This window comes from Kitasatospora sp. MAA4 (assembly GCF_029893355.1).
In the GTDB taxonomy this organism is placed as follows: domain Bacteria; phylum Actinomycetota; class Actinomycetes; order Streptomycetales; family Streptomycetaceae; genus Kitasatospora.
The window spans coordinates 139,324-164,176 of the sequence record NZ_JARZAI010000011.1 but is presented as its reverse complement, the minus strand read 5'-3'; the positions used below and the strand labels follow the sequence as shown (position 1 = coordinate 164,176).

At 71.6% G+C, this 24,853-nt stretch carries 25 protein-coding genes and 2 pseudogenes; 10 read left to right on the top strand and 17 right to left on the bottom strand.

What is annotated here, in order from left to right; all coding sequences use genetic code 11:
- Nucleotides 1-23 precede the first annotated feature (23 nt).
- From P3T37_RS16855 to P3T37_RS16845, 3 genes are all read right to left on the bottom strand, one after another.
- Nucleotides 24-674 carry a hypothetical protein gene (locus P3T37_RS16855; RefSeq protein WP_280724478.1) on the bottom strand — a complete coding sequence of 217 codons (651 nt, stop codon included), beginning with the start codon at nt 672-674 and terminating at the stop codon, nt 24-26.
- Nucleotides 674-1,894, bottom strand: coding sequence for a cyclic dehypoxanthinyl futalosine synthase (gene mqnC, locus P3T37_RS16850; RefSeq protein WP_280724477.1), 1,221 nt, complete (start codon nt 1,892-1,894; stop codon nt 674-676). The genes P3T37_RS16855 and mqnC overlap by 1 nt, the downstream gene beginning before the upstream one ends.
- A 120-nt stretch (nt 1,895-2,014) precedes the next feature.
- Nucleotides 2,015-2,911 (bottom strand): menaquinone biosynthesis protein, encoded by an 897-nt coding sequence (locus P3T37_RS16845; RefSeq protein WP_280724556.1) that lies wholly within the window; start codon nt 2,909-2,911, stop codon nt 2,015-2,017.
- A gap of 365 nt (nt 2,912-3,276) precedes the next feature.
- On the opposite strand from P3T37_RS16845, the gene P3T37_RS16840 reads away from it, so the two are divergent.
- The gene (locus P3T37_RS16840; RefSeq protein ID WP_035798641.1) at nt 3,277-3,480 is read left to right on the top strand and encodes a cold-shock protein; all 204 of its coding nucleotides are present in this window, start codon (nt 3,277-3,279) and stop codon (nt 3,478-3,480) included.
- 147 nt (nt 3,481-3,627) lie between these two features.
- Here the strand turns inward: P3T37_RS16840 and P3T37_RS16835 are convergent, their stop codons facing one another.
- Entirely contained in the window at nt 3,628-4,188 is a 561-nt protein-coding gene (locus P3T37_RS16835; RefSeq protein ID WP_280724476.1) for a Uma2 family endonuclease, read from the bottom strand.
- A gap of 86 nt (nt 4,189-4,274) precedes the next feature.
- A complete protein-coding gene (locus P3T37_RS16830) occupies nt 4,275-4,628 on the bottom strand; it encodes a hypothetical protein (protein WP_280724475.1) in 354 nt (117 codons plus the stop codon).
- A 50-nt stretch (nt 4,629-4,678) separates the two neighbouring features.
- Here P3T37_RS16830 and P3T37_RS16825 point away from each other — a divergent pair, with 50 nt between their 5' ends.
- On the top strand, nt 4,679-4,882 hold the full coding sequence (locus tag P3T37_RS16825) for a hypothetical protein (protein ID WP_280724474.1): 204 nt from the start codon (nt 4,679-4,681) through the stop codon (nt 4,880-4,882).
- 39 nt (nt 4,883-4,921) lie between these two features.
- Here P3T37_RS16825 and P3T37_RS16820 read toward each other — a convergent pair.
- Nucleotides 4,922-5,362 (bottom strand): annotated as a pseudogene (locus P3T37_RS16820) (cation:dicarboxylase symporter family transporter); the annotation flags it as partial.
- Nucleotides 5,363-6,424: 1,062 nt separating this feature from the next.
- Nucleotides 6,425-6,778, bottom strand: coding sequence for a hypothetical protein (locus P3T37_RS16815; protein ID WP_280724473.1), 354 nt, complete (start codon nt 6,776-6,778; stop codon nt 6,425-6,427).
- A gap of 102 nt (nt 6,779-6,880) precedes the next feature.
- Between P3T37_RS16815 and P3T37_RS16810 the strand changes: the two genes are divergently transcribed.
- Nucleotides 6,881-7,717, top strand: coding sequence for a helix-turn-helix transcriptional regulator (locus P3T37_RS16810; RefSeq protein ID WP_280724472.1), 837 nt, complete (start codon nt 6,881-6,883; stop codon nt 7,715-7,717).
- Nucleotides 7,707-7,913: a DUF397 domain-containing protein gene (locus P3T37_RS16805; protein WP_280724471.1), complete on the top strand. Its 207-nt coding sequence runs from the start codon at nt 7,707-7,709 to the stop codon at nt 7,911-7,913. Before P3T37_RS16810 ends, P3T37_RS16805 begins: the two co-directional genes overlap by 11 nt.
- A 260-nt stretch (nt 7,914-8,173) precedes the next feature.
- Here the strand turns inward: P3T37_RS16805 and P3T37_RS16800 are convergent.
- Nucleotides 8,174-8,800, bottom strand: a pseudogene (locus tag P3T37_RS16800) (cation:dicarboxylase symporter family transporter); the annotation flags it as partial.
- A 327-nt stretch (nt 8,801-9,127) separates the two neighbouring features.
- Here P3T37_RS16800 and P3T37_RS16795 point away from each other — a divergent pair.
- On the top strand, nt 9,128-10,336 hold the full coding sequence (locus tag P3T37_RS16795) for an MFS transporter (protein WP_280724470.1): 1,209 nt from the start codon (nt 9,128-9,130) through the stop codon (nt 10,334-10,336).
- Between the two features lie 54 nt (nt 10,337-10,390).
- Here the strand turns inward: P3T37_RS16795 and P3T37_RS16790 are convergent, their stop codons facing one another.
- From P3T37_RS16790 to P3T37_RS16775, 4 genes are all read right to left on the bottom strand, one after another.
- Complete coding sequence (locus tag P3T37_RS16790) at nt 10,391-11,389, bottom strand: LacI family DNA-binding transcriptional regulator (RefSeq protein ID WP_280724469.1); 999 nt, start codon at nt 11,387-11,389, stop codon at nt 10,391-10,393.
- 28 nt (nt 11,390-11,417) lie between these two features.
- Nucleotides 11,418-11,735, bottom strand: a complete 318-nt coding sequence (locus tag P3T37_RS16785; protein WP_280724468.1) for a DUF4229 domain-containing protein — start codon at nt 11,733-11,735, stop codon at nt 11,418-11,420.
- Between the two features lie 107 nt (nt 11,736-11,842).
- Complete coding sequence (locus P3T37_RS16780) at nt 11,843-12,382, bottom strand: GNAT family N-acetyltransferase (RefSeq protein WP_280724467.1); 540 nt, start codon at nt 12,380-12,382, stop codon at nt 11,843-11,845.
- Between the two features lie 23 nt (nt 12,383-12,405).
- On the bottom strand, nt 12,406-13,710 hold the full coding sequence (locus tag P3T37_RS16775) for an MFS transporter (protein WP_280724466.1): 1,305 nt from the start codon (nt 13,708-13,710) through the stop codon (nt 12,406-12,408).
- Between the two features lie 104 nt (nt 13,711-13,814).
- On the opposite strand from P3T37_RS16775, the gene P3T37_RS16770 reads away from it, so the two are divergent.
- Entirely contained in the window at nt 13,815-14,795 is a 981-nt protein-coding gene (locus P3T37_RS16770) for a helix-turn-helix domain-containing protein (protein ID WP_280724464.1), read from the top strand.
- A 296-nt stretch (nt 14,796-15,091) separates the two neighbouring features.
- Here P3T37_RS16770 and P3T37_RS16765 read toward each other — a convergent pair whose 3' ends face one another.
- Nucleotides 15,092-15,526 carry an ATP-binding protein gene (locus tag P3T37_RS16765; protein WP_280724463.1) on the bottom strand — a complete coding sequence of 145 codons (435 nt, stop codon included), beginning with the start codon at nt 15,524-15,526 and terminating at the stop codon, nt 15,092-15,094.
- 321 nt (nt 15,527-15,847) lie between these two features.
- On the opposite strand from P3T37_RS16765, the gene P3T37_RS16760 reads away from it, so the two are divergent.
- Together P3T37_RS16760 and P3T37_RS16755 are read left to right on the top strand one after the other, a co-directional pair.
- Entirely contained in the window at nt 15,848-16,345 is a 498-nt protein-coding gene (locus tag P3T37_RS16760) for a sigma-70 family RNA polymerase sigma factor (protein ID WP_280724461.1), read from the top strand.
- Nucleotides 16,345-17,475 carry a zf-HC2 domain-containing protein gene (locus P3T37_RS16755; protein WP_280724460.1) on the top strand — a complete coding sequence of 377 codons (1,131 nt, stop codon included), beginning with the start codon at nt 16,345-16,347 and terminating at the stop codon, nt 17,473-17,475. The genes P3T37_RS16760 and P3T37_RS16755 overlap by 1 nt, the downstream gene beginning before the upstream one ends.
- Before the next feature lie 4 nt (nt 17,476-17,479).
- On the opposite strand, the gene purU is transcribed toward P3T37_RS16755, so the two are convergent.
- On the bottom strand, nt 17,480-18,355 hold the full coding sequence (purU, locus tag P3T37_RS16750; RefSeq protein ID WP_280724555.1) for a formyltetrahydrofolate deformylase: 876 nt from the start codon (nt 18,353-18,355) through the stop codon (nt 17,480-17,482).
- Between the two features lie 72 nt (nt 18,356-18,427).
- Nucleotides 18,428-18,946: a hypothetical protein gene (locus P3T37_RS16745; RefSeq protein ID WP_280724459.1), complete on the bottom strand. Its 519-nt coding sequence runs from the start codon at nt 18,944-18,946 to the stop codon at nt 18,428-18,430.
- A 185-nt stretch (nt 18,947-19,131) separates the two neighbouring features.
- Between P3T37_RS16745 and P3T37_RS16740 the strand changes: the two genes are divergently transcribed.
- Nucleotides 19,132-20,403 (top strand): ABC transporter substrate-binding protein, encoded by a 1,272-nt coding sequence (locus P3T37_RS16740; RefSeq protein WP_280724458.1) that lies wholly within the window; start codon nt 19,132-19,134, stop codon nt 20,401-20,403.
- Nucleotides 20,404-20,497: 94 nt separating this feature from the next.
- On the opposite strand, the gene P3T37_RS16735 is transcribed toward P3T37_RS16740, so the two are convergent.
- A complete protein-coding gene (locus P3T37_RS16735; protein ID WP_280724457.1) occupies nt 20,498-21,739 on the bottom strand; it encodes a hypothetical protein in 1,242 nt (413 codons plus the stop codon).
- Nucleotides 21,740-22,052: 313 nt separating this feature from the next.
- Complete coding sequence (locus P3T37_RS16730) at nt 22,053-23,429, bottom strand: transcriptional regulator (protein ID WP_280724456.1); 1,377 nt, start codon at nt 23,427-23,429, stop codon at nt 22,053-22,055.
- A gap of 463 nt (nt 23,430-23,892) precedes the next feature.
- On the opposite strand from P3T37_RS16730, the gene P3T37_RS16725 reads away from it, so the two are divergent.
- Nucleotides 23,893-24,624 carry a bifunctional DNA primase/polymerase gene (locus tag P3T37_RS16725; protein WP_280724455.1) on the top strand — a complete coding sequence of 244 codons (732 nt, stop codon included), beginning with the start codon at nt 23,893-23,895 and terminating at the stop codon, nt 24,622-24,624.
- Nucleotides 24,625-24,853 lie beyond the last annotated feature (229 nt).

The window sequence follows — 24,853 nt, the reverse complement described above, 5'->3', positions numbered from 1 at the left end:
CCGACGATCTCCCGGGCGGCGGCTCAGCGCCTGCGGTGGAGCAGCCGCCCGGCCAGCACGGTGGCCGCGCAGGCCTGGTGGGAGGGGTCCTCGGCGGGTTCGGGGGCGCCCTCGAACACCGCGAAGTCCGCCCGTCCCCCGGGGGTCAGCGCACCGTGGGGAACGGACATCGCGAAGGCCGCCGGCCCGATCATGAGTTCGGCCACAAAGCGGTCCGATCCGGTCGACGCAGCACCAATTCCGGTCACCCCGGTGATCGGCGGCACCACCAGCAGTCCGGACCGGCTCACCGCCGTCCGCACCGCCGCCCGCTCGAACGGACCGGCCAGCGCCGTCGTCCCGTGCGCCAGCAGCCGCTGCAGGCCGCGCCGGGCGCTGGCACCCCAGTCGGCGTCGGTCAGCTCGCGGGGCGGCGCGAGCGGGTCCTCGCCGAGCTCCTCGCGCGGGTCGGGGTGGTAGCACCGCTCCAGCAGCAGCCCGCCGTACGGATGCGCCCGGCCCGGCGTCAGCGTCCCCTCCCAGGCCCGCACCCGCGCCTCGGGGTGCGCGGCCGCCAGCTCCTCGTAGCGGCCGAGCGCCGCCACCCGGTCCCCGCGCACCAGCACCGCCCCGTCGGAGACCGGCGGGGCGGTGGGGGAGGCCAGCAGGACGGTGGCCCGGTGCAGGGTCAGCATCAGGTGGTGCTGAGGATCTTCAGCTCCGGGTGCGCGGTGCCGCCCTCGATCGCGGTGGAGGCGATGTGCGAGGCCACCCGCGGGTCGACCGGGTCGTTCGCCGGGTCGTCCAGCACCCGCAGGTGCTCGTACGTGGTGGAGCGCTGCGCGGGGGTGCGCCCGGCGGTGCGGATCAGGTGGATCAGCTCGGTGAGGTTGGAGCGGTGCTTGGCGCCGGCCGCCGAGACCACGTTCTCCTCCAGCATGACCGAGCCCAGGTCGTCCGCGCCGTAGTGCAGCGAGAGCTGGCCGGCCTCCTTGCCGGTGGTCAGCCAGGAGCCCTGGATGTGGGCCACGTTGTCGAGGAAGAGCCGGGCGATCGCGATCATCCGCAGGTACTCGAAGACGGTCGCCTGGGTGGAGCCCTTGAGGTGGTTGTTCTGCGGCTGGTACGTGTACGGGATGAACGCGCGGAAGCCGCCCGTCCGGTCCTGCACCTCGCGGATCATCCGCAGGTGCTCGATCCGCTCGGCGTTGGTCTCGCCGGTGCCCATCAGCATGGTCGAGGTGGACTCGACGCCCAGGCCGTGCGAGATCTCCATGATCTCCAGCCAGCGCTCGCCGGACTCCTTGAGCGGCGCGATCGCCTTGCGCGGCCGCTCGGGCAGCAGCTCGGCGCCGGCGCCGGCGAACGAGTCCAGGCCGGCCGCGTGGATCCGGGTGATCGCCTCCCCGACGGACACCTTGGACAGCCGCGCCATGTGCTCGACCTCGGAGGCGCCCAGCGAGTGGATCACCAGCTGCGGGAAGTCGGCCTTGATGGCGGAGAAGGCGCGCTCGTAGTACTCGACGCCGTAGTCCGGGTGGTGACCGCCCTGGAACATGATCTGGGTGCCGCCCAGCTCGACGGTCTCCGCGCAGCGGCGCAGGATCTCGTCGAGGTCGCGGGACCAGCCCTTGTCGCTCTTGGGCGCCACGTAGAAGGCGCAGAACTTGCAGGCCGTCACACAGACGTTGGTGTAGTTGATGTTGCGTTCGATGATGTACGTCGCGATGTGCTCGGTACCGGCGTAGCGGCGGCGGCGCACCGCGTCGGCGGCCGCGCCGAGCGCGTGCAGCGGCGCGGAGCGGTAGAGCTCCAGGGCCTCCTCCGCGGAGATCCGGCCCCCGGCCGCGGCCCGGTCGAGGACGGCCTGCAGATCGGTGCTGGGCGCGTCGGAAGTCGCTGCGGGCTCGGACACCTGGGGGCCTACTTTCTGTCCGGAGAGATGACCGGACCAGCCTACGCCAGGGCCCCGGGCCCCTTTTGTGCAGTTCGCCCGCAGCGCCCTGGACCCTCCGTACGGGCTCTGGTTCGTGCTCTAGTTCGGGACCGCCGGCTGGAGCAGCCGGACCACCACGTCGGGGGCGAACCCGCTGTCGTGGCCGACCCGGCGGGCGAACTCGGCGATGCCGGCCAGCTGCCGCTCGCCCAGCGAGAAGTCCAGCGCCTGGCTGAAGTAGCGCTCCAGCACCGGCGCGTCGAAGTTCTCCCAGCGCGCCGCCTGCGCGGCCACCTGGCCGGCCTCGGCGAGCGAGAGGTCCCGGGACTCCAGGAACGCCCGGTGCACCTCCGCCACCGTCTCGGGCCGGCTGTCGGCGAAGTCCCGCCGGGCCGCCCAGACCGCGAAGACGAACGGCAGCCCGGTCCACTCCTTCCACATCAGCCCGAGGTCATGGACGGTCAGCCCGCTCTCCGGGGTGGCCTCCAGGGTGGCCCGCAGGGCGGGGTCGCCGATCAGCACGGCGGCGTCCGCCTGCGCGAGCATCGCCTCCAGGTCGGGCGGGCTGCTGAAGTAGGCGGGCTGGACCCCCTCGCGCTCCTCCAGCAGCAGCTGGGCCAGCCGCACCGACGTCCGGCTGGTCGAGCCGAGCGCGACCGGACGGCCGTCCAGCTCGGCGAGCGGCACCTTGCTGACGATCACGCAGGACATCACCGGACCGTCGCTGCCGACCGCGATGTCCGGCAGCACCACCAGCTCGTCGGCGTGCCGCAGGTACTCCACGCAGGTGATCGGACCGATGTCGAGCGAGCCGTTCACCAGGCGGTCGCTGAGCTTCTCGGGGGTGTCCTTGGCGAGGTCGAGGTCGAGCAGGCTGCCGGTGCGGGCCAGCCCCCAGTAGAGGGGCAGACAGTTCAGGAACTGAATGTGGCCGACCCGGGGCCGCACCTGCCGCTGTCCCGCCGCGACGTCCGTAGCGCTCGCACCGCTCGAGATCCCAGAGCCTTCCACCAGACCAGCCACCGCATGCTCCCTCTGCCCGTTCGTCCTGTCTTCGCAGGGTATGCCTGCCCCTGGTCGCGAGCCCTCCAGGCCCCTCCCCGACACCACCCGAGACACCACCCGGGCGGGTCAAGGAGCCTCTGGTCGCGCCCGCGCCTGCGTGCTACCGTTCCACCCAGTTGCAGTTTGATTCCCCTTGCAGTACTTGAAGCCTGCGGAGCATGTAACCCGCGGGCTTTTTGTAGTTTTTCAGCATTGTTGCGAAAAACTCCGGGCCCACCCGGAGGCGGGGCGATCAGCGCAGCGGACCGGATGCCACACGGTGTGGCATCCACCACGTCCCTCGCAAGGAGAACGGCATGGCTCAGGGAACCGTCAAGTGGTTCAACGCTGAGAAGGGCTTCGGCTTCATCGCCCAGGACGGCGGCGGCCCCGACGTCTTCGTCCACTACTCCGCCATCAACGCGAACGGTTTCCGCTCGCTGGAGGAGAACCAGGCGGTCTCGTTCGACGTCACCCAGGGTCCGAAGGGCCCGCAGGCGGAGAACGTCAGCGTCGTTTGATCATCCTCCGGATGACCTGATCGCTCAGGACCTCGCCCCGGCCGGGTCCCACGCCGGCCCTCCCCAGGGCCGCAGAGCATGACTTGCAGTACCAAGGGGGCCCGCCACGTCACAAGACCGGCGGGCCCCCTGCCGTTTCCGCGCCCTCTAGAAGTCCCCGGTCTCGATCGCCAGCCCGAACGGCTCCGGCAGCCGCACCGCCGTCCCGAACGGGTACGGCCCCTCCGCCTTGGTGTAGCCCAGCGGCCCGGGCTCGGAGAAGAGCGTGCAGGTCCGCTCCTGGCGGTCCACCAGCAGGTAGAGCGGCGCGCCGTACTCCGCGTACCGGCGACGCTTCACCAGCCGGTCGATGTCGGCGTTGGAGTCCGAGGTCACCTCGACGACCAGCAGGGTCTGATCCGGCAGTAGCGCCTCGGCTCCCTTGACCAGCCTCTGCGGAACGACGGCGACGTCCGGGATGTACCAGTTGCTGGACCCCGGAAGGTCCAGATTTCCGGACCCCGCGACACAGCCCAGCTCCACAAGCCTGGAGTCGATCTGACGTCGGACACTGGCGGCTGCCGCCTCGTGGTCCCAACTCGGCGCCCTGCACTCGATCGCACCCTCCACGATCTGCGCGCGGTCGCCCCTGATGTGCTGGATCGCGTACTTCAGCGCCAGCTCCGGGTCGACCGCGTCGGAGGTGTACGTGCGAGGCAGTGCTCCCACAGCTTCCCCTTCCTCCTGATTGCCGACCACGCTACTCGTCACCGCCCGCCGCAACGGCGCCTCCACACCAACGAGTGACGCCCGGGTCAGGCGGCGACAGGGTTCGCCGCCTCGATCAGCTTGGCCCTGCTGCGGACGTACGGGTTGCTGTCCCGGGTGGCGGATCCGTCGAAGATGTCCACGCCCGTGCTGCTACCGGCAGTGGTCGTGAGGACGTCGAGGATGAAGAGCAGCCGCTCCCAGGTGCTGGGCTTCCGTCGTGTCTCGGGCGGTCCCAGAACCTGCCATGCCCAGCCCACCGCAATGGCAGCTACTCGCTGATCGTCGTACGCGCGACTGTGCCTGGCCTCACTGATGACCCGAAGCCGCTCCTTCTTCGGGAGTTCCCCCCACATGTCCCTGGCCGAACCACCAACTGGAATCCGCTCACGCAGCAGCACAGGTTCCCCTCCCGACGGCCGTTGGCCAACAGCGCAGTACTGTGCCGTCCATGGACGACAGCAAGCAGGACGGCCCACTATCCCGCGACGAGGCCCAGCAGTTCATCCACCTTCTCCAACGCTTCTGCAGATATGACCTGGATCAGTGGCAGAACTGGGAGGTGGCTCAGTCCGCTCCCTACGGACCGGTCTACGTCATGGTGAGCCGACAGCCTCCACCCGATGTCGAGAGCTACCTGTTCCACCAGATCTGAGGCAGGAGGCGAGGATTGAGGCCCGCCAGTGTCTGTGTGTCAGGCGGCCACGGGGACCTTCGCAGCGCTCTCGGCCTGGGCCGGAACGGACGCCGGCTGGAGCTCGTCGGTGGGGTTGTTGTACGCGGCCAGGTCGAGGGTCTTCTCGCGGGCCGCGACCAGGATCGGGATGACCGCTTGACCGGCGACGTTGGTCGCCGTGCGCATCATGTCCAGGATCGGGTCGATGGCGAGCAGCAGGCCGACGCCCTCCAGCGGGAGGCCGAGGGTGGAGAGGGTCAGGGTCAGGGTCAGGGTCAGGGTCAGCAGCACGATGGCGCCGGTGAGGCCGGCGGTGGCGGCGGAGCCGATCACCGAGACGAAGGCGATCAGCAGGTAGTCGCCGATGCCGAGGTGGATGCCGTAGACCTGGGCCACGAAGATCGCGGCGATCGACGGGTAGATCGCGGCGCAGCCGTCCATCTTGGTCGTCGCGCCGAACGACAGTAGCACTTAAGGAAGATGTACCCCGACCTGCGGAAACGGCCCACCAGGGGACAGCGAAGCCCCGCCCGGCCAGCCTTGGGGACTGAGCGAACGGGGCCTGTTCGCGGGTCAGCTGACCTTGCGGGCCTCTTCCAGCACCCGCTGACGCTCTTCCTCGCGCTGCTGCGCAGCTGCCGCCACCCGTTCCGCTCGCGCCCTGGCAGCCTCTTTACGGGCTTTGTGTGCTCCGGGCGGTTCCTGCACGTGGTTGCACTGCGGGCAGACGAACCCGCCAGCGGGGCCGTCCTTCACAGGAGTTCCGCACATGGGGCAGTAGCGCGAGTGGGCGACGGTGGCGGGCATTGGCTACCTCTCGGCGGGTGGCGGGAACGCGGGGAACGGGAGCACGATCAACGGTACCGCCCGCACCGCACCGCAGGACCCGCACGCGAATTGGCCCTTGCCGTTGCTGTACATCTGCGCGCCACACACGGGGCAGTTCATGATCGATTCCTCCTGACGTTGTGCCGACACGGGGACTCTCCCCATGTCGTCGTGCACTTGCAGGGCCCGCCCAGGGCGGGTGTCCATGGGGCCGCTACGGGCTCTCTGAGCGTCCGTCCGGCTCGTTGCCAGGCCCTGGCCATCTGCACCCGCAGACGGGTCTTCCTGACGTTGTGGTGGTGCCTCTCCAGGCGCCATGCGCAGACGTGACAGGCAGCGACAGGAACAGCCACTCCCCCGACGGTCAGTGTCCCCAACTCGGCTACCTCGGCAAGCACTTCGCACTTGAAGCACTCGCCGGGCGACCACATGAACCTGAGCCGGAACTCTGCGGGTGGATTGCGGCTCATCCGGCGCACCGCCTGCTCTCAGCATTTGCACGGGCCACACGGGCACTCAGGGACTCTCCAGGAGCTGCCTCCCGGACCTGCGAGACGAGTCTCGTCCATTCCGGTCCGCCGGCGGGCTTGCGGAGGTACAGGACCCCCGCGCGGTAGTCCATGACCTCGGCGACACGGTCCGATCGGAGGTCAACGACGTACGTGCCGACGGCGGGAACAACTGGCTTGGCGCTCATGTCAGTTCCCCTCGGATAATCACCACTCCGTTACTGGGCAGAGCCGGGGTCACACCTGCATCGGCCAGCACCGCGCGCAGCATGGGCGACGACTCTCCGTCGACCAGCTTCCCCGTGCAACGGGCATACACCGTCAGCGCGTTGGCGATTTCTAGCGCCAGTCGGGCCGAGCACCCGCCCAGGTATACATGCGGGCCCTGTTTGATCCCTGTTGCGTGGAACGCCGGTCGCAGGCCGGGCAGTTCGGCCAGTTCGGCTACTTGAAATGCTGTCGCCAGCGCTGCCGCAGCGTCCTCCGCTTCCTGCTGGTGACGTCTCAGCATCTCGTTCATGCGTTCCAGCTCTGTCACGGCTGCTCCCTGTAGTGATCCCACTACAAGAATCGGCAGCAAGCCCTACGATCGGAAGCACTTCAACTCTGGAACCGAACTCACCTCAAGTTGGGGGCGACCATGAACCGGCGAACACTTGATCCAACATCATCACCATTGGCAGCATTGGCCGTTCAACTTCGCAGGTCACGCGAGGCAGCAGGGCTGACACAGGTTGGACTGGGGCTCTTGGTTGGCTACTCCAACACCTACATCTCGAACACGGAGACGGCAAAAGAGCCACCGAGCTTGACCTTCGTACAGCGAGCCGACCACCACCTGAACACTGGGGGGTCTCTTGAGCTCCTGTGGTGGAGTTGGAAGAACGGTTCCTTGATTCCGGGTTTCCCGGAGTATGTGGCTCACGAAGCCAACGCGACAGCGCTCCGGATCTTTCAGCCTCGGATCATCCCCGGCCTGTTGCAGACGGCGGAGTACGCGACCGCTATGGAGACAGCCAACGTTCGGCGGGGCAAGATCAGCCAGAGCCAGGCCGACGCGCGCGTAAGGTTCCTGCTCGACCGCCAACGGATCTTCGCCAAGACACCACGTCCGACCCTTCGCACCATCATGGACGAGACATGCCTTGACCGACCCATCGGCGGGCCGGACGTGATGATCCGCCAGCTTCGACACCTCGAGGACGTTGCCCAGCAGCCGAAGACGACGATTCAGATTGCACTTCACTCCATCGCCGAGGCACACCCGCTAAGCCACCCCGTGACGCTGCTCACGATGCCAGGCCGCGTGATGCTTGGGTACACGGAAGGGCTTCAGCGCGGCTACCTGGAGCGGGATAGTGAGACCGTGGCCAGCTGGGCTGAGGACTACGATCAACTTCAAGCCGAAGCGCAGTCCCCGGCTGCATCGCTGACCATGTTCCGCAGGCTACGAGAGGACTTTGAACATGCTTCCTGACCTGACCGCCGCCAGCTGGCGCAAGAGCACGTACAGCGGCAACGGCGGCGACTGCATCGAGGTTGCCGACGGCTTCCCGGGTGCCGTCCCCGTCCGTGACTCGAAGAACCCCCAGGGTGGCGCCCTGATCTTCCCTACCGACGCGTTCGCTGCGTTCGTCGCCAGGGTCAAGGCGGGCGACTTCGGCACCGTCTGACCGACCCTCCACCCAGCCCCTGCAAGGCTCGCCTGGGCCCTGTAGGGGCTTCGTGCATGTCGTGCAGTTGCCCGCCGCACAAGCCGTCAGATGGACGCCAGCGACGCCACGGGAACGAGCTGCGCATCACTACTCTCCACTCCCACCACTGCGCCCGGCATGTCCGTTTCCGTCCGGGTCCCCGACGCCGGCTGGACCACAGAAAATCACGGGGAGTGACATCCTTGCTCATACCCCCGCCCTCATCTCCCCTAACTACGACTACCCAACGGGACGGCGAAACTCGCGTACTCGCCGGGGACGCCGAGGCGTTCGGTGACCCGGCGGGTGACCGGCAGGGTGCCGACCGAGGAGCGCGAGACGAAGGCCAGCTGGATGGCGGGCCAGGCGCCCTTGAAGAAGTTGAGCGGGTTGAGTCCGCCGACGAAGCGCAGCAGCAGCGGGTAGACGCCGAACAGCACCAGCGCGCAGCCGAGGTAGATGTCGGCGGTGAAGGTGGCCAGCGGCTGCAGCAGGTCCCAGCCGTACACGGCCACCGACTTGCCGATCAGGCCGAGGGTGCCGAGCGGGGCGAGCCGGATCACCCACCACAGGGCGGTCTGCACGAGTTCGAGCAGCGACTCGTTGAGCTTGAGGATCGGCGCGGCCTTCTCGCCGACCTTGAGGATCGCGGCTCCGGCCACCACGGCGAGGAAGACGATCTGCAGGACGTTCACCTTGAGGAAGGCGTCCGCGATGTTGGTCGGGATGATTCCGGTCAGGAAGTCGACCCAGGAGCCGGAGTCCGCAGGGGCCTTGAGGCCGCTGGTGGAGAGGTGGGTGCCGCGGCCGGGGTTGGTCACCAGACCGATCGTCGGGCCGATGGAGACGGCGACGAGACCGGTGAGGGGATGGGCGGGGATGGGAAAAGGGGTGTCCGGGGGAAGGGCGGCGGCACGGCGCGGGAACCTACCCGGACGATGAGGTGCCCGGGCGTTCGGTGAAGCGGAGCTCGTACCGCCTAACTACAGCTGCGACGCGGGGGGCGACACGCGCGGCGGCTGGAGGTGGTCATGGGCGTCACGTTAGCAGTAAAGATTTGAGATGTTCAAAGTACTTGTTTGAGTTGCGCCCACGAACGACCCCCCGCTACCGCCGATCCCAGATTGACCGACGATCGGTTATACGTATAACTTCATAGGTGTCCACCACCCCTGCCGCCCGGGAGACACCCCGTGGGCTACCTCGCCCTGCTCCGCGCCCCCCACGTCACCCGGCTGCTCTTCGGGACCCTGCTCGGCCGCCTCCCGGCCGGCATGACCGCGCTGGTCATCGCCCTCGCGCTGCGCGAGGCCGGCGCGCCGTACAGCAGGATCGGCCTGGCCACCGCCGCCTACGCGATCGCCGCCGCGATCGGCGGACCGGCGCTCGGACGGATCGTGGACCGCACCGGCCAGCCTCGGGTGCTGCTCTGCGCCGCGGTGGTGGCCGGCCTCGGCTACGCGCTGCTCGCCCTGAACCCCGGCAGCGCGGTCGGCGCGCCGATCGGCGCCGCGATCGCCGGTCTCGCGATGCCCCCGCTGGAGCCGTGCCTGCGCGCGCTCTGGCCGGTGGTCGTCGAGGAGGAGCAGCTCGACACCGCCTACGCCTTCGACTCGGCCTCCCAGCAGATCCTCTACGTCGCCGGACCGCTCGCGGTGGCCGGCATCGCCGGCTGGCTCAGCCCGATCGCCGCACTCTGGACGGCGGCCGGCCTCGGCCTGCTGGGCGCACTGGTGGTGGCGACCGCCGCACCGGCCCGCGCCTGGCAGGCGCCGCCGCGCGAGCACGGCGCCGGCCTGCTCGGGCCGCTGCGCTCCCCCGGCCTGGTGCTGCTGCTGATCGGCCTGGCCGGCGCGGGCTGGACGGTCGGCGCGCAGAACGTCCTCTTCATCGCCTACGCCGAGCGCCACCACGGCCAACTCCTCGGCGGCGCAGGCACCCTGCTCGCACTGGCCGCCCTCGGCGGGCTGCTCGGAGCGCTCGCCTACGGTGCCGTCCAGTGGCGCAGCAGCACCGCCACCCGCACCTGGGTGCTGGCGGCCGCGATGGCCGTCTCCTACCTGCCGCTGCTGCTGCTCCCGGCCGCCGGGCCGATGACCGCACTGGCGCTGCTCTCGGGCATCGGCCTGGCGCCGCTGCTGGCGGCCGCGTTCGTGCTGGTCGCCGAGCTGGCGCCGACCGGGACGGTCACCGAGGCGTTCGCCTGGCTGGTCACCCTCTTCGCCACCGGGAACGCACTGGGCTACGCGGTCTCCGGCTCGCTGGTGGCGAACTCGCTGACGGCGGTGGCCTGGTGCTCGGTCGGCGGGATCTCGCTGGGCGCCCTGCTGCTGTTCGGCGCCCGCCGCTGGTTCGGCGCGGCCCCGGTCGGCGGCGAGAGCGCCGCACTGGCAACGGCCTGAACGAACGGCGGCGCGGTCCGATCGAACGACAATTCACACGAGCAGCTCAGCCGATCAGGCGGCCGTCGTGGATGATCTGACGATCAGTGAGGTGGCCAGCGGCTCGACCGGACTCACCGGCTCGCCGCGCAGCACCCCCGCCAGGGCCGCGATCCCGGCCCGGCCCAGCTGCTCGCCCGGCAGGTCCAGCGTCGTCAGCGGCGGGGCGAGCAACCCGGCCACCGCGACGTTGTCGATGCCGACCACCGAGACGTCCGCGGGGATCCGCAGCCGCAGCTCGGCCGCCGCCTGGTAGAGGCCGGAGGCCACCACGTCGTCGTCGCAGACCACCGCCCGCGGCCGGTCGGGCCGGTCCAGCAGCTCGAGCCCCGCGAGCCGGGCGGCCGCCGCCCCCTGGTTCAGCTGGACCCCGAGTTCCAGCACCTCCAGACCCTGCGCGGCCTGCTCGAAGGCGGCCTGCCGGACCCGGAAGGTGTACGCGGCGTGGGACGAGCGCAGCCGGCCGAGCCGCCGGTGGCCGAGCGCCACCAGGTGCGCGACAACCGCCCGCATGCCCCCCGCGAGGTCGAGTTCGACGGTGGGGGCGCCGCCGGCCGTGGCCGGGTCGGCGTCCAGGAACACCGCCGGGGTGCCGGGCGGCAGCTCGCCGAGCTGGCTGTCGTCCGGGGAGCAGATCAGCAGTCCGTCGAAGCGGCTGGTGGTGGCGGCCTCGGCCAGCGTGGCGGCGTTCCAGCCGGAGCTGACCACCACGGCCAGCCCGTGTCGGGCCGCCTCCTCGTGCACGCCCGCCAGCACCCGTCCGAAGAACGGGCCCTGCAGGTTCGGCACGGCCAGCAGCGCCATGCCGCTGCGGCCCAGTCGCAGCTGCCGACCGGCCGCCTGCGGCCGGTAGCCGAGGCCGCGGGCGGCGTCCAGCACCCGCTGGCGGGTCGTCTCGGACACCCGGTGGCCCGCCTCGGAGCCGGAGAAGACCAGCGAGACGGTGGCCTGCGAGACGCCGGCCAGCTGCGCCACGTCGCGCCCGGTCGGCCGGCGCGGCTTGCCGGCGGTCACCTGGTTCACCTCGGTGCCGGACCCGTGCCTACTGCGCCCGCGCGGCGTCGTCGGCCGCGTCCTCCTCGGCGTTCTGCGCCGCGATCCGCTGGCTGGTGCGGGTGCGCAGGCCGGCCACCTTGCCCACGATCTGCTCCGACATCTCGTCGCGCTGCTTGCTCAGCACCACGTAGCTGATCGGAGCCGAGACCAGGCCCGCGAGCAGGACCAGGAAGACCATCCCGGCCGGACCCGCCACCGGGATGATCCCGAAGTGCCCCAGCAGGGCGGCGACCAGCAGGCAGGCGAGGAAGATGCTGGCCCGCAGGGAGGTGTAACGGAGCGTGGCGTGCGACTTCGTGCTCACGGAAGGCTTCCTTCTTCACGGGTACGGCGGCGGAGCGGGCGGCCCGACCGGACGGGGTCGGACCGGCCTCCCAGTGAAGCATGCCTGCCGACGCGCCCGGACAGGCCCTACGGGCGCAGCTCCAGCCAGAAGGTGACCTCGTCCCGGTCGTCCCCGGCCGCCACCCGGATCGCGCCGGGCGCCCGGCCCACCTCCCGGTAGCCGCAGCGCTGGTAGAACCGCTCCAGGCCCTGTCCGCCGCGGACGGTCAGCCGCAGCCCGGCCAGCCCCCAGTCACGGGCGACCAGCTCGGCCTGCGCCATCAGCCGCAGGCCGTAGCCGCGGCCCTGGAACTCGGGGTGCACCATGACCCGCTTGAGCAGCCGCCAGTGATCCATCAGCCCGAAGCGCATGGACTCGAAGAACAGCACCCCGGCCAGTCGTCCGGTCGCCGCCTCCCGGGCGACCAGCAGCCGGTCGGCCCAGGGGTCCGCGGCCGTGCCGACGCCCGCGAACTGCTTGTCGGCGGTGGCGCGGACGTCGTCCTCGGTGACCGGGGGGACGAACCCGACGCTGCCGCCGGCGTTGCTGGCGTCGGTCCAGAGCGTCAGGATCTCCGCGCCCAGTTCGTCGGTCAGCTCGGGGTCCAGCGCGAAGTGCAGGCTCATCGGGCCATTCTCGGTCATCACCGTCAGGCGGCCGCGACCGCGGTGGGACGCCCGCCGCGCAGCGCCAGGCAGAGCAGCACCGCGACCGCGCACAGCCCGCCCGCGCCGTACCAGGCGAGGGTGTAGTCGCCGAGCTTGTCGCGTACCAGGCCCGCCAGTGTGGCGACCACCGCGGCACCGATCTGGTGGAAGGCCAGCACCCAGCCGAAGACGATCGGCGCGTCCTCGCCGAAGTGCCGGCGGCAGAGCGCGACCGTGGGCGGGACGGTGGCGACCCAGTCCAGACCGTAGAAGATCACGAAGGCCAGGATCGGCGGCTTGAGCGTGCCCGCGAACAGGTGCGGCAGGAAGACCAGCGAGATCCCGCGCAGCGTGTAGTAGATGATCAGCAGCCGGCGCGAGTCCAACCGGTCGGTGAACCAGCCGCTGGCCACCGTGCCGACCACGTCGAAGAGGCCGATCAGCGCGAGCAGGCTCGCCGCCGTGGTCTCCGGCAGGCCGTGGTCGTGCGCGGCGGGGATGAAGTGCGTGCCGACCAGTCCGTTGGTGGTCGCCCCGCAGATCGCGAACGACCCGGCGAGCAGCCAGAACGCCCGGTGCCGGGCGGCCGTGCGCAGCACCCGCAGGGTGCGGGCCAGCGCGCCGCCGGTCGGCCGGACGGGCACCACGTCGTCCGGGCCGGCGCCGTACGGCAGCAGGCCCAGATCGGCCGGCCGCTCGCGCATCAGCAGCAGGACCGGGACGGACACCACGGTCGCCGAAAGCGAGACCACCACCACCGCGGTCTTCCAGCCCTGCGCCTGCACCAGCCAGGCGAGCACCGGCATGAAGACCAGGTTGCCAGCCGCGCCGGCCGCCGTCAGCACGCCGACCACCAGCCCCTGGCGGGCCTGGAACCAGCGGCCGCTGATGGTGCTGGCGAAGGCCCCGGCCATCGAGCCGCTGCCCAGGCCCACCAGGACGCCCCAGCAGAGCACCAGTTGCCAGCTCTGGGTCATCAGGATGGTCAGCCCGGAGCCGATCGAGATGGTCAGCAGCGCGCAGACGGTGACCAACCGGACGCCGAAGCGGTCCATCAGCGCGGCGGCGAACGGTGCGGTCAGCCCGTACAGCACGAGGTTGACCGAGACGGCGCTGGAGATGGTGGCGCGGGACCAGCCGAACTGGCTGTTCCAGGCGTCCATCATCAGGCTCGGGGCGGACCGGAAGCCGGCCGAACCGACCAGGACGATCAGCGCGACGCCCGCCACCACCCAGGCGTAGTGCAGGCGCGGCGGTCTGCTCGGGAGCTGGTCAGGTGGGCCGGGGGCGGTGCTCAGTTCGGTCACCTGAGCGAGTCTCGCGGGCCGCCGCTGACCGGACGAGTGGCCTGACTGCCACTTTCCGCAAGGATCCGGCCACGGGTCCTCGGGTTCTGGGTCACACTGTGGCCATGACGGCAGTGCATCGCGTCGCGGTACTCGCGCTCGACCGGGTGATCGCGTTCGAACTGGGTATCCCCTCGCGGATCTTCGAGTCGGCCATCGGGCCGGACGGCAACCCGCTCTACCGGGTCGAAACCTGCACCGTGGACGGCCGGCCGGTGGCCAGCAGCAGCGACTTCCGGATCGCCGTCGACCACGGCCCCGAACTCCTCGAACGGGCCGACACCGTGGTGGTGCCCGCCGCCCGCGATCTCGGACTGCCGTACCTGGAGGGCCGGTTGACGCCGGAGATGGCGGCGGCCCTGGCCCGGATCCGGCCCGGCGCCCGGGTGGTCTCGATCTGCACCGGCGCCTTCGTCCTGGCCGCGGCCGGCCTGTTGGACGGCCGTCCGGCCACCACCCACTGGCGGTACACCGACCGGTTCGCCGCGCTCTTCCCGCAGGTGCAGCTCGCCCCCGACGTCCTCTACACCGACGACGGCGACCTGCTGACCTCGGGCGGGGTGGCCGCCGGGGTCGACCTCTGCCTGCATCTGGTCCGCCGCGACCACGGCGGCGCGGTGGCCAACCAGGTGGCCCGGACCTGCATCGTGCCGCCGTGGCGCGAGGGCGGCCAGCGCCAGTACGTGGACCTGCACGTCCCCGCGGCGGGCGCGGGGACCGGCAGTACCGCGCCCACCCGGTCCTGGGCGCTGGAGCACCTGGCCGAACCGCTGGTGCTGCGCGAGTTGGCGGACCGCGCGGGGATGAGCGTGCGGACCTTCACCCGGCGGTTCCGCGAGGAGACCGGCAGCAGCCCGGGCCAGTGGCTGACGGTGCAGCGGACCGCGCGGGCCCGGGAGCTGCTGGAGCTGACCGACCTGAGCATCGACCAGGTGGCCCGGCAGTCGGGCTTCGGGACGGCGGCCTCGCTGCGCGCCCAGCTGCGCGGCCGACTGGACGTGCCGCCGAGCACCTACCGCCGCACCTTCCGCACGGTCGCGAGCTGACGGTGCGTCGCCCGGTGTGGACAGCGGCCACGCCGGGCACGGACCGGCGTGGCCGCCAGGTACGGGCCCTGACCCGTCCTGCGGCGCTCCGCACTCGCCAAGGCCGCTGCGGCGCGACCGGAGCGGGCTCCGGTCCCCCTGGCCGTCAGTTCCTTGGCGTCCCCTCGCGTCGGAGAGCTGCACCCAAGAGTGATCAGCTGCCTACGACACGTCAATGGTTTGTCCGAAATTCGGAATGGTTGCACTCGGTTTCGGCCGGGTACCGGCTCGGACCGGCCACCACGCCCGGTCGAGGCTCAGGCCGTCAGCACCCCGCGGTCGCAGGCCGGCGCGCCGGGCTCGCCGCAGTCCAGCTCGCACCAGACCCGCTTGCCCGAGCCGTCCGGATACCAGCCCCAGCGCTCGCAGAGCAGCTCGACCAGCTCCAGGCCGCGGCCGTTGACGGCCTCACCGCTCGCGCGGCGCGGCGCCGGGGCGGCGCAGCTCGCGTCCGCCACCTCGACCCGCAGCGGCCCGGGGCCCTCCGGCCAGACCAGCCGCAGCACGGCGGGGCAGCCTGTGTGCACCACCGCGTTGGTCACCAGCTCGGAGACCACCAGCACCAGCGTCTCGGCGAACGGCGCGTTCGCGTCGAGTCCGCAGGCGAGCAGCCTCGTTCTCACCCATCGTCGGGCCCGGCCGACCTCGGCGGGATCGGCCGACACTGCCAGCTGTACCTGAAGCACCTGCACCGCTCCACCACCCGCGAGACGATCTACCGGTCGGACTGTCATGGCTTCGGCACCAATACGGCCCAGGATGATCCGGGGGGACCAGTGCGGCACGTGCTTCGGGCATATTCCAGCGATCGGAGGACAAGCCGGTGCATACTGTCCTGCTCACCTCGGCGAGCTTCGCACGGGCGTGACGAAAGTACCGCTCCCGGCCTGCCACACGCGGGCGGCCACGCGACGAACCACCCGTACGACATATGTCCACTGCGCTCGAACGGCCTTGACCGCTCTTCGTATGAATCGCCTCCGAGCCGCGGCGCCCCGCTATACCGTGGAGCCATGACCGCCCCCGACTGGGACCAGCAGATGCGCTCCCGGCTGGCCCGGGGTGAGGAGTCCGCCCTCGGCGAGCTGTACGACCAACTGTCCCCGCTGGTGCACGGCCTGGCCGGCCGCATCCTGGCGGACGAGACGGCGGCGGCCCAGCTCACCCGGGAGGTCTTCGGCCATCTCTGGGCGCATCCGGAGGAGTTCGACCCGGCCGAGCGCTCGCTGCGCTCCTGGATCGGCGAACTCACCCACCAGCGTGCCGTCCAACGGCTGCGCCGCACTGCCCTGGACGCCGAGGAGATCAGCGACCGGGTGGCCGCCGCCCAGGTGCAGTACGTGGTCGCCGCACTGCCGCCCACCCTGCGGCAGACCATCGAAACCGCCTGGTCCGACGGTCGGACGTATCAGGAGACCGCCCGTCAGTTGGGCATCAGCGAGCAGGTCGCCAAGCAGCGGCTCCGGCTCGGCCTGCAACTGCTGGCATCGGAACTGGAGTTCGGCTCGTGATGACGGAGCTGGAACACGAGGCACTGCGCGGCCTGCTCGGCGCCTGGGCCCTGCGGGCCTGCCCCACCGACGAAGCGGCCGAGCTGGAACGCCACTTCGACGCGTGCCCCGACTGCGCCGAGGAGGGCGCCCGGCTGCGGCACGCCGCCGGGCGGCTCGCCCCCGACGATCCGCTGGACCGCCCGGACGGACTGCGCCAGCAGGTCCTGGACTTCTGCCTGTCCCGCCGGGCACCCGAACTTCCGCTGGCGCCATGGGTCGGACCGTACGCCGCCGAGACGGCCAAGCTGGACGCCCTGCTGCGCGACCTGGGCCGGTCCGAGTGGCAGGAGACGGTCGAACTGCCGTGGCACGGCGGGGTGCTGCGGCGCAACCCGGCCGAGGTGGTCTGCCATCTGGCGGCAGTGGACGGCCTGCTGGCCGCCACGCTCGGCCTGCCCGACCCGGTCGAGCCGAGTGCGACGGAGATACTCGCCCGGGTGCCCGCGCAGGCCCGGTCCTCGTACGAGCCCTGGGGCCACCTGGTGGAGCGCAGCGACCGGCTGGCCGACTCCCGCGCCGGCCTGAGCCCCGACACCGTCCGCACGCTCTGGCGCCAGCAGAGCCTGGCGGTCATCCGCACCGTGCAGCCGGACAGCGCGGGCCTGGTGCGCTACGGCCCCGGCGCCGAGCTGCCGGTCCGGGACGCCTTCGTCGACCGCGCCTTCGAGTGCTGGATCCACGGCGAGGACGTCGCGCGGGCCGTCGACTACCCGTACGCCGGTCCCGCCCCGCAGCACCTGAGGCAGATGGTGGACCTGGCCGCCCGGATGCTGCCGACCGTCCTGGCCGGGCTGCGGACGGCCGCGTACGCCGGCACCGCGGGCCGACCGCGACCGGCGGCCCGGCTGCTGAAGCTGGTGATCGAGGGTCCGGCGGCCGGCGAGTGGCTGATCCCGCTGGACGCCGAACGCCACCCGGAGCCCGAACCGGACGCCGAGCCCGTCGCCGAACTGGTGATGGACGGCATCGAGTTCTGCCAGCTCGCGGCCGCCCACCGCGATCCGGACCGGCTCCCGGTCGGCGAGTACGGCGACCGGGCCGCCATCCGCGAGGTGCTCACGGCGGTGCCGCTGCTGTCGCGGCCGTAGAGCTCTACGTGAAGACGACGGTGCGCGTCCCGTTCAGCAGCACCCGGTGCTCGCTGTGCCACTTCACCGCACGGGCGAGCGCCTGGCACTCGACGTCCCGGCCCAGCGCGACCAGCTGGTCCGGCGACACGTCGTGCGTCACCCGGGCGACCTCCTGCTCGATGATCGGCCCCTCGTCCAGGTCCGCCGTGACGTAGTGCGCGGTCGCGCCGATCAGCTTCACGCCCCGGGCGTGCGCCTGGTGGTACGGCTTGGCGCCCTTGAAGCTCGGCAGGAACGAGTGGTGGATGTTGATCACCCGGCCGGACAGCGCCTTGCACAGGGTGTCCGAGAGCACCTGCATGTAGCGCGCCAGCACCACCAGCTCCACCCGCTCCGCCTCGACCAGGTCGAGCAGCTGCTGCTCGGCCTGCGCCTTGGTCTCCCGGGTGACCGGCAGGTGCACGAACGGGACGCCGTAGGACTCGGTGAGTTCGGCGAAGTCGTCGTGGTTGGAGACCACCGCCGCGATCTCCACCGGCAGCGCGCCGATCCGGGTGCGGAACAGCAGGTCGTTCAGGCAGTGCCCGAACTTGCTGACCATCAGCACCACCCGCATCCGCTCCGCGCTGGGGTGGATCGCCCACTCCATCCGGAACGAGGCCCCGATGGCGGCGAAGCTGGCCCGCAGCTTGTCGATGCTGACCGGCTGCTCGGCCGAGAAGTGCACCCGCATGAAGAACAGGCCGCTGTCACTGTCGCGGTCGCCGAACTGCTGGCTGTCGATGATGTTGCAGCCGGTCATGAAGAGATAGCTGGAGACCGCGTGGACGATCCCCTGCTTGTCCGGGCAGGACAGGGTCAGCACGTACTGGGTGGGCTCCACCGGGGTCTGCTGCATTGACATTGGCCAAGCCTGCCACAAGGCGGACCCCGCCTTCACCGCGATGTCAACCCCCGGACACCCCGCCGCTCAGACGATCTGGGTGAGGATCCGCAGCACCTCCAGCGAGCGCGGCGGGGCCTGCGGGTCCTCGCCGTCGTTGACCGCCAGCAGGTGGTGCGCGTCGGCGGCGGCGCGGACCGCATCGGGCCAGTCGGGGTGCGCGAGATAGGTGGCCGCCGGTGCGTCCGCCCCCACCTCGTGCAGGATCCGCAGCACCCGCAGCACCGCCGCGTCGACCAGCGCGGCCTCGGCCGCGTCCCGGACGACCGTGCCGATGTACTTCTCGGCCGACCAGCGGTCCAGCCAGCTGTCCTCGACGAGCCGGTAGACCGCGTCGGTGACGTCACCGTAGCCGTCCCGGCCGGCCACCCAGTAGTCGTGCTGGAAGACCGGGTCGGCGAGCATGTGCAGGGCTGAGCGCAACCGGGCGCGCCAGCGCCACCAGGGCAGATCGTTGAGCGGCATGCCGCCCATCGTGCTGGAGCGGCGCCCCGTACGAGAAGGGTTTCGAGCAGACCTGTCCGAGGATTCTGTGCTGAACGCCATGGCAAAGGATCGTACGTTCCCGTCGCGTGTGCGTTCTACACACGGCTCTACACGCGTCCACACCTGGAGTTCCCGACCCGTTGGTCCGCCGTTCGCCTGACGGCCCTCCAGCCTTGCCGCACCGCGTCAAGGCTGGAGTCTTGGCTGGCGCCACCGGGGAGCGCAGCCGGGGAGGGAAGGCCGAGATGACGCTCAAACCGCGCCACCATCACCGCACAGCCACGGCGCTCGGCGCCGCAGCCGTGCTGCTTCCGGCGTTACTGGCGACCTCCGCCTGCGGCGGCCCGGCGGACGCCGCCAGCGGGCAGGGGGAGCTCACGGTGATGACCTGGTCCCCGTCCGACACCGGTGCGGCCGACCGCCCCGGCATGACCGCGCTGGCCCAGGCGATCGGCCGCGGCATCGACGACCAGGGCGGCCTGGACGGCCACAGGATCCGGGTCCTGACCTGCAACGAGCACAACACCGCCGACGGCGCCACGGAGTGCGCCAAGGAGGCAGTGGACGCCAACGTGGTCGCGGTGATCGGCTCCTACAGCCAGTACGGCGACAACTTCATGCCCGCGCTGGAGAGCGCCGGCATCCCCTACCTCGGCGGCTACGGCCTCTCCGCCCCCGAGTTCACCAGCCCGGTCTCCTACCCCGTGGACGGCGGCCTGCCCGCCCTGGTCGCGGGCAGCGGGCTTCAGCTGGTCGCGGCGGGCTGCCGTACCGTCTCGCTGATCCGCCCCGACACCCCCGCCGGGGACGGCCTGGTCGGCGAGCTCGCCGGCGCGCTCAAGCCGGCCGGCGTCAAGCTGCTGGACGTCCCGGCCCAGGAGAAGTCCACCGACTACACCGGGACGGCCGGCAAGGCGATCGGCGGCGACCAGGCCGGCAACTGCGTCACCGCCGCGCTCAGCCCGGTGCCCACCCAGACGCTGCTGGACTCGCTGCGCCGGATGCCGCACACCGACACCCGGCTGGCCTCGGTGATCGGCAGCGTCCAGCAGTCGGTGGTGGACACCACCGGCGGCGACGGCGGCCCGCTCGGCGGCGCCTACGTGACCGGCTGGTACCCGCCGGAGGCGGCCCACACCTGGGACACGCTGCGGACCACGCTGCAGAAGTACGCGATCGGGGAGGCCCAGATCGACGACGCGGACCCGGGCGTGCAGACCACCTGGGTCGCCTACCAGGTCTTCCAGCAGGCGGTCGACAAGCTGGCCGGCAAGCCGGTGACGGCGAAGGCGCTGCGCGGCGAGCTGGACAGCGGCGACCAGTTCACCACCGGCGGCGCCACCCCGCCGCTGGCCTGGGGACTCACCAACATGCTGGCGAGCCCCAGTGCGCCGCGGATGGTGAACACCTCGGTCACCTTCCAGCAGGTGCAGGGCGGCCGGCTGGTCGCGCAGCAGCCGGGCTTCGTGGACGTCCGCTGGGTGCTGACCGGCGGCAAGCCCCCGGCCGGCTCGTAGCAGCCCTCACAACGACAGCGCGCCGCCTCTTCGGGAGGCGGCGCGCTGTCGTGTTCGAGGCTCTACAGCTGGGTGTCGCTACAGCTGGGTGTTGCTACAGCTGGGTGTCGCCCAGCGACTGCAGGCCGGCCTGGCTCGCGATCGCGTTCCAGAGCGTGGAGGCCTGCTTCTTCGCGGTGCTCGCCGTGCCGCTCGCCTGGTCACCCGCCGTGCGGTGGGGGTCGTCCTGCGGCTTGGTCGGGTCGCAGGCCGCCACCAGGTCGCCGGCCCAGGCGGCGTACGCGTCGTCCGCGCTCGCCGAGGCCTGCCAGGCCTGGTTCAACTGGTCGACCAGCTGCTGACCGGTCGGCAGCTTGTCCACCTTGAGGGTGGCCAGGCTCGCCAGCAACTGGCGGCGCTGGGCGGCGGCCTGAGTGAGCGCCGTCTGATCGTCCGGCAGCTTGTCGCAGGTCTTGATCGACGCGACCGCCCCGATCACCGCCTGCCGGCTGGCGTTGGCCGTGCCGAGCAGCGTGGAGAGCGCCTGCGCCTGGGCGGTTGCCGCCGGGGTCAGCGCGGAGGGGCTGCCCGAGCCGGACGCCTTGCTCGCGCTCGTCTTCGGGCTGCTGCCGGCGGCCGGGCCGGTCGCGGCACTGCTGCTGCCGCCGCCGCTGGCCAGCACGCCGACCAGGATGCCGCCGAGCGCGCAGGCCGCCACCACCGCGCCGATGACCACCTTGCGGGAGGGACGTCCGCGCTCGGCCTCGGCGCCCTGGCGCGGGAACCGGCCCAGCTGCGCGGTCTGGTCGACGAAGGGCTGCTGGCCGCCGTAGGACGGCTGCTGCCCGTACGGGGACTGCTGGCCCCCGTACGTGGGCTGCTGGGGCTGCTGCGGGGGTGCCGGCGGCGGCTGCTCGCCGAAGCCCTGCTGGCCGCCGTAGGACGGCTGCGAGTCGTAGGACTGCTGGCCCCCGAAGGACTGGCCGCCGAAGGACTGCTGCCCGCCGTACGACGGCTGCTGGGACTGCTGCGGCTCACCGAAGGGCTGCCCGCCACCATGGGTGCCGGGATCGCTGGTCGGGTACGGCGGCAGGTACTGGGTCTCCGGCGCAGGCTCGGGGACGGCCCCCGCGCCGCCGCCGTACGCCGCGGGCTGCTCGCCCCACGGCGCGCCGGCCCCGGGCTGGGCGCCTGGGACGCCCGCCCCCTGGCTGTAGTACTCGGGCGCCCCCGCAGCGCCCGGCGGGGCGAACGGCGGCGGGGTCGGGGTCTGGGGCTCTCCCGACGCCGGTTCCGGCCGGAACAGATCGTCCAGGTTGAAGTCACCGGAATTGGGATACGAGCGGCGCTGGCTCAACGCGATTCCTCACCTGTGCACGGCCGCGGGCACACCAGGACAGCCAGGGACGACTGAGCGGCATTGCGCCGCCTGCCCTGTCTCTCCGGTATCCGCACCCGGGCCTTCCTCGGTTCTTCCGCGCGCTCGCTGTGACGGCGGACCACTGCTGCTGGTTTCTTCGGAACGTCCGGCCCACGCTACCGGTTCACCGATACGGGTGACTACGCGGGCGGGTGTTCCCCTGGTCGCAGTGGTCGACAAGCAGTCAACCTCCGCGACCCGTGGGACCACCAGCCCACGCTCAGTAGCCGCTCGTGCAGTAGTTGGCCGCTTACGCCGCCTCCGCGTCCGCCCGCTGCTGGAACTCGCGGACCACCCGGTGGTCCCGGTAGGGCTCCAGCCGGCGCCGGAACTCGTCCAGGTACTCCACCCCGCGGTTCGAGCGCAGCCCGTTCAGCAGCCGGACCGCCTGCGCCCCCGTCTCGCAGGCCCGCTCGATCTCGCGCTGCTGCAACTGCGCGGTGGCGAGCAGCACCAGGTCCACCGCCCGGCGCCGGACCCGGGTCACCGGGTGCAGGTCCAGGGCGATCCGGGCCTGCCGCTCGGCCTGCCTGCCCTGTTCGAGGTCGCGGTAGCAGTGCGCCAACTCGTCGGCCAGATAGGCCTCGTCGAAGTGCACGATCCAGTCCGGGTCGTCCTCGGGCTTGCGCTGCTCCATCGCCTCCATGGCCCGCGCCGCGACCAGCTCGCAGGAGCGCGCGTCGCCGAGCAGCGCGTGACCGCGCGCCTCGGCGGCGTAGAACATCGCCATCGCCGTCGGGGTGGCCACCGAGCGGGCGCCCTCCTGGGCGGCGCGGGCGAGTTGGGCGATCTCGCGCGGGTTGCCGAGGGTGGCCGCCAGGTGGCTCATCGAGGCCGCCAGCACGTACCCGCCGTAGCCGCGGTCGTCGGCCGCCTGGGCGAGGCGCAGCGCCTGGATGTAGTAGCGCTGGGCGAGGCCGGGCTGCCCGGTGTCCACCGCCATGTAGCCGGCCAGCTCGGTCAACCGGGCCACCGCCGCGAACAGCTGACGCCCGGTCTCCTCCCGGTAGCCGCCGCTGAGCAGCCCAGAGACCACGCTGTTCAGGTAGTGCACCACCACCGGGCGGACGTGCCCGCTGCCGAACCGGTGGTCGAGGTCGACCAGCATCTCGGTGGTCGCCCGGATCGCCGCGACGTCCGACAGGCCCACCCGCGGGCCGCCGGTGCGGGCCACCACCGGGTCGGGCGGGGTGATCAGCCAGTCCCGGCTGGGCTCCACCAGCGCGGAGGCCGCCACCGTGGCGCCGTTCAGGAAGTCGCGGCGGCTGACGTCGCTGCGCCAGAGCTCGCAGACCTGTTCGAGCGCTCCGCTCAGCGTGGCGGCGAACTGGAGTCCGACGCCCGAGGTGAGGTTCTTGCCGTCGGCCATGCCGATCTCGTCGACCGTCACGCCCCGGCCGAGCTTGCGGCCGAGCGCCTCGGCGATCACCGACGGCGCCTGGCCGCGCGGTTGCTGGCCGCGCAGCCAGCGCGCGACCGAGGTCTTGTCATAGCGCAGGTCGAGCCCGTGTTCGGCTCCGCAGAGGTTGACCCGGCGGGCGAGTCCCGCGTTGGAGCAGCTCGCCTCCTGGATCAGCGACTGCAGACGCTCGTTGGGCTGTCGTGCGACGAGTGGTCTCGCGGCCATGGGCTTCGCCTCCCCAGCGCCCGCCGGCTGCCGGCCGTCGGGCGTCGATTCTGCTGCTCTGGTGCCGACCGCCTGTCGTCCGAAGTCCGTTGTCCGGCAGACTCGCGGCGCGCCGACTACCCGGCCAGTGCAGGAACTTGAGGCCAGGTTAGCGATCAACAACACCATCGGGATACCCATGCGGACGACCCGTTCCCCATGCGCGCCCTCAAAAATGCTTCCGTGCGCCCCCGTTGCGCCCGCCGTCCGCGAGCTGCCGAACGCCACCCCGACACCGCCGGAACACCGGGCGTACGCCAGGTTGCGCGCCATTCCCACGCCAGCCGCCGCGCCATGCTGCGCCATCCCCCCGCGGAGTTCCCGACCCGGGCGCCGCTCACCGGTTCGGGTGACATTCCGCGCTCGGGACAGACCGCCGCAGGCCCGCCCGTAACCCGTCCCACGGCCGGTAGTTGAGCAGCACGTGGAAGAGACCCCCGGAGCCCCGGCACAGGGCAGTGACGGCAAACCGATCCCCCAGCTCCTGACCGAGGCGGTCAGATACGCGGAGGAGCGGCACTGGGAGGTCGTGCCCGGCAGCTGGCTGATCGACGACGACGGCCCGCTGCGCTGCTCGTGCGGCGACCCGAGCTGCCCCCTGCCCGGCGCGCACCCCACCACCGAGGACTGGCGGCGACGGGCCAGCGCGGGCCCGGGCGTGGTCCGCCGCTGGTGGACCGAGAACCCGCAGGCCTCGATCCTGCTGCCGACCGGACGCTCGTTCGACGTCCTGGACGTGCCCGAGGTGGCCGGCTGCCTCGCCCTGGCCCGGATGGAGCGGATGGGCCTGCAGCTCGGCCCGGTGGTCGCGGCCCCGACGCCGCCCGGGCAGGCGGGCCCGCACGGCCAGACCGGGCGGCGGCTGCTGTTCCTGGTGCTGCCGGGCGTGCTCGCCAAGCTGCCGGACATGCTGCGCGGGCTCGGCTGGGGTCCGGGCCGGCTGGACCTGGTGGCCCGTGGCGAGGGCGACTGGATCGTCGCGCCGCCCTCCCGGGTCGGCCCGTACAGCTTCGCGCAGTGGGCGCTGGCGCCGTCCGAGCTCAACCGCTGGCTGCCGGACACCGCCGAGCTGATCCACCCGCTGGCCTACGCCTGCGGGCGGGAGGCGCCCGCCTCCCGGGTCGCCCGACCGTCCCAGCCGGCCGTGGTGCGCTGACCCGGCGTCATCTCCCGCGCCCCCGCTCCCCGAAGGTGGACCTGGTCACCAGCCAGGTCCACCTTCGGCACGTCCGGCTTCGGTCCACCCGGAGGGAACACTTCCGGATAAGACACCGGTCTACCCGGCGAACGGCCGGGAAAGCCCCTCGTACGAGTGACAGGGCTCAAGGATTGCCATGATCGGCCGAGGGGATGAATTCCTCCGAGAGGGGACGGCGCAAAAGCAG

Coding starts and splice junctions, on each gene's coding strand:
- P3T37_RS16855 (WP_280724478.1), bottom strand. CDS start 674: ATGCTGACCCTGCACCGGGCCACCGTCCTGCTGGCCTCCCCCACCGCC.
- P3T37_RS16840 (WP_035798641.1), top strand. CDS start 3,277: ATGGCTCAGGGAACCGTCAAGTGGTTCAACGCTGAGAAGGGCTTCGGC.
- P3T37_RS16825 (WP_280724474.1), top strand. CDS start 4,679: ATGGACGACAGCAAGCAGGACGGCCCACTATCCCGCGACGAGGCCCAG.
- P3T37_RS16810 (WP_280724472.1), top strand. CDS start 6,881: ATGAACCGGCGAACACTTGATCCAACATCATCACCATTGGCAGCATTG.
- P3T37_RS16805 (WP_280724471.1), top strand. CDS start 7,707: ATGCTTCCTGACCTGACCGCCGCCAGCTGGCGCAAGAGCACGTACAGC.
- P3T37_RS16780 (WP_280724467.1), bottom strand. CDS start 12,382: ATGAGCCTGCACTTCGCGCTGGACCCCGAGCTGACCGACGAACTGGGC.
- P3T37_RS16770 (WP_280724464.1), top strand. CDS start 13,815: ATGACGGCAGTGCATCGCGTCGCGGTACTCGCGCTCGACCGGGTGATC.
- P3T37_RS16760 (WP_280724461.1), top strand. CDS start 15,848: ATGACCGCCCCCGACTGGGACCAGCAGATGCGCTCCCGGCTGGCCCGG.
- P3T37_RS16755 (WP_280724460.1), top strand. CDS start 16,345: ATGACGGAGCTGGAACACGAGGCACTGCGCGGCCTGCTCGGCGCCTGG.
- purU (WP_280724555.1), bottom strand. CDS start 18,355: ATGCAGCAGACCCCGGTGGAGCCCACCCAGTACGTGCTGACCCTGTCC.
- P3T37_RS16745 (WP_280724459.1), bottom strand. CDS start 18,946: ATGGCGTTCAGCACAGAATCCTCGGACAGGTCTGCTCGAAACCCTTCT.
- P3T37_RS16740 (WP_280724458.1), top strand. CDS start 19,132: ATGACGCTCAAACCGCGCCACCATCACCGCACAGCCACGGCGCTCGGC.
- P3T37_RS16730 (WP_280724456.1), bottom strand. CDS start 23,429: ATGGCCGCGAGACCACTCGTCGCACGACAGCCCAACGAGCGTCTGCAG.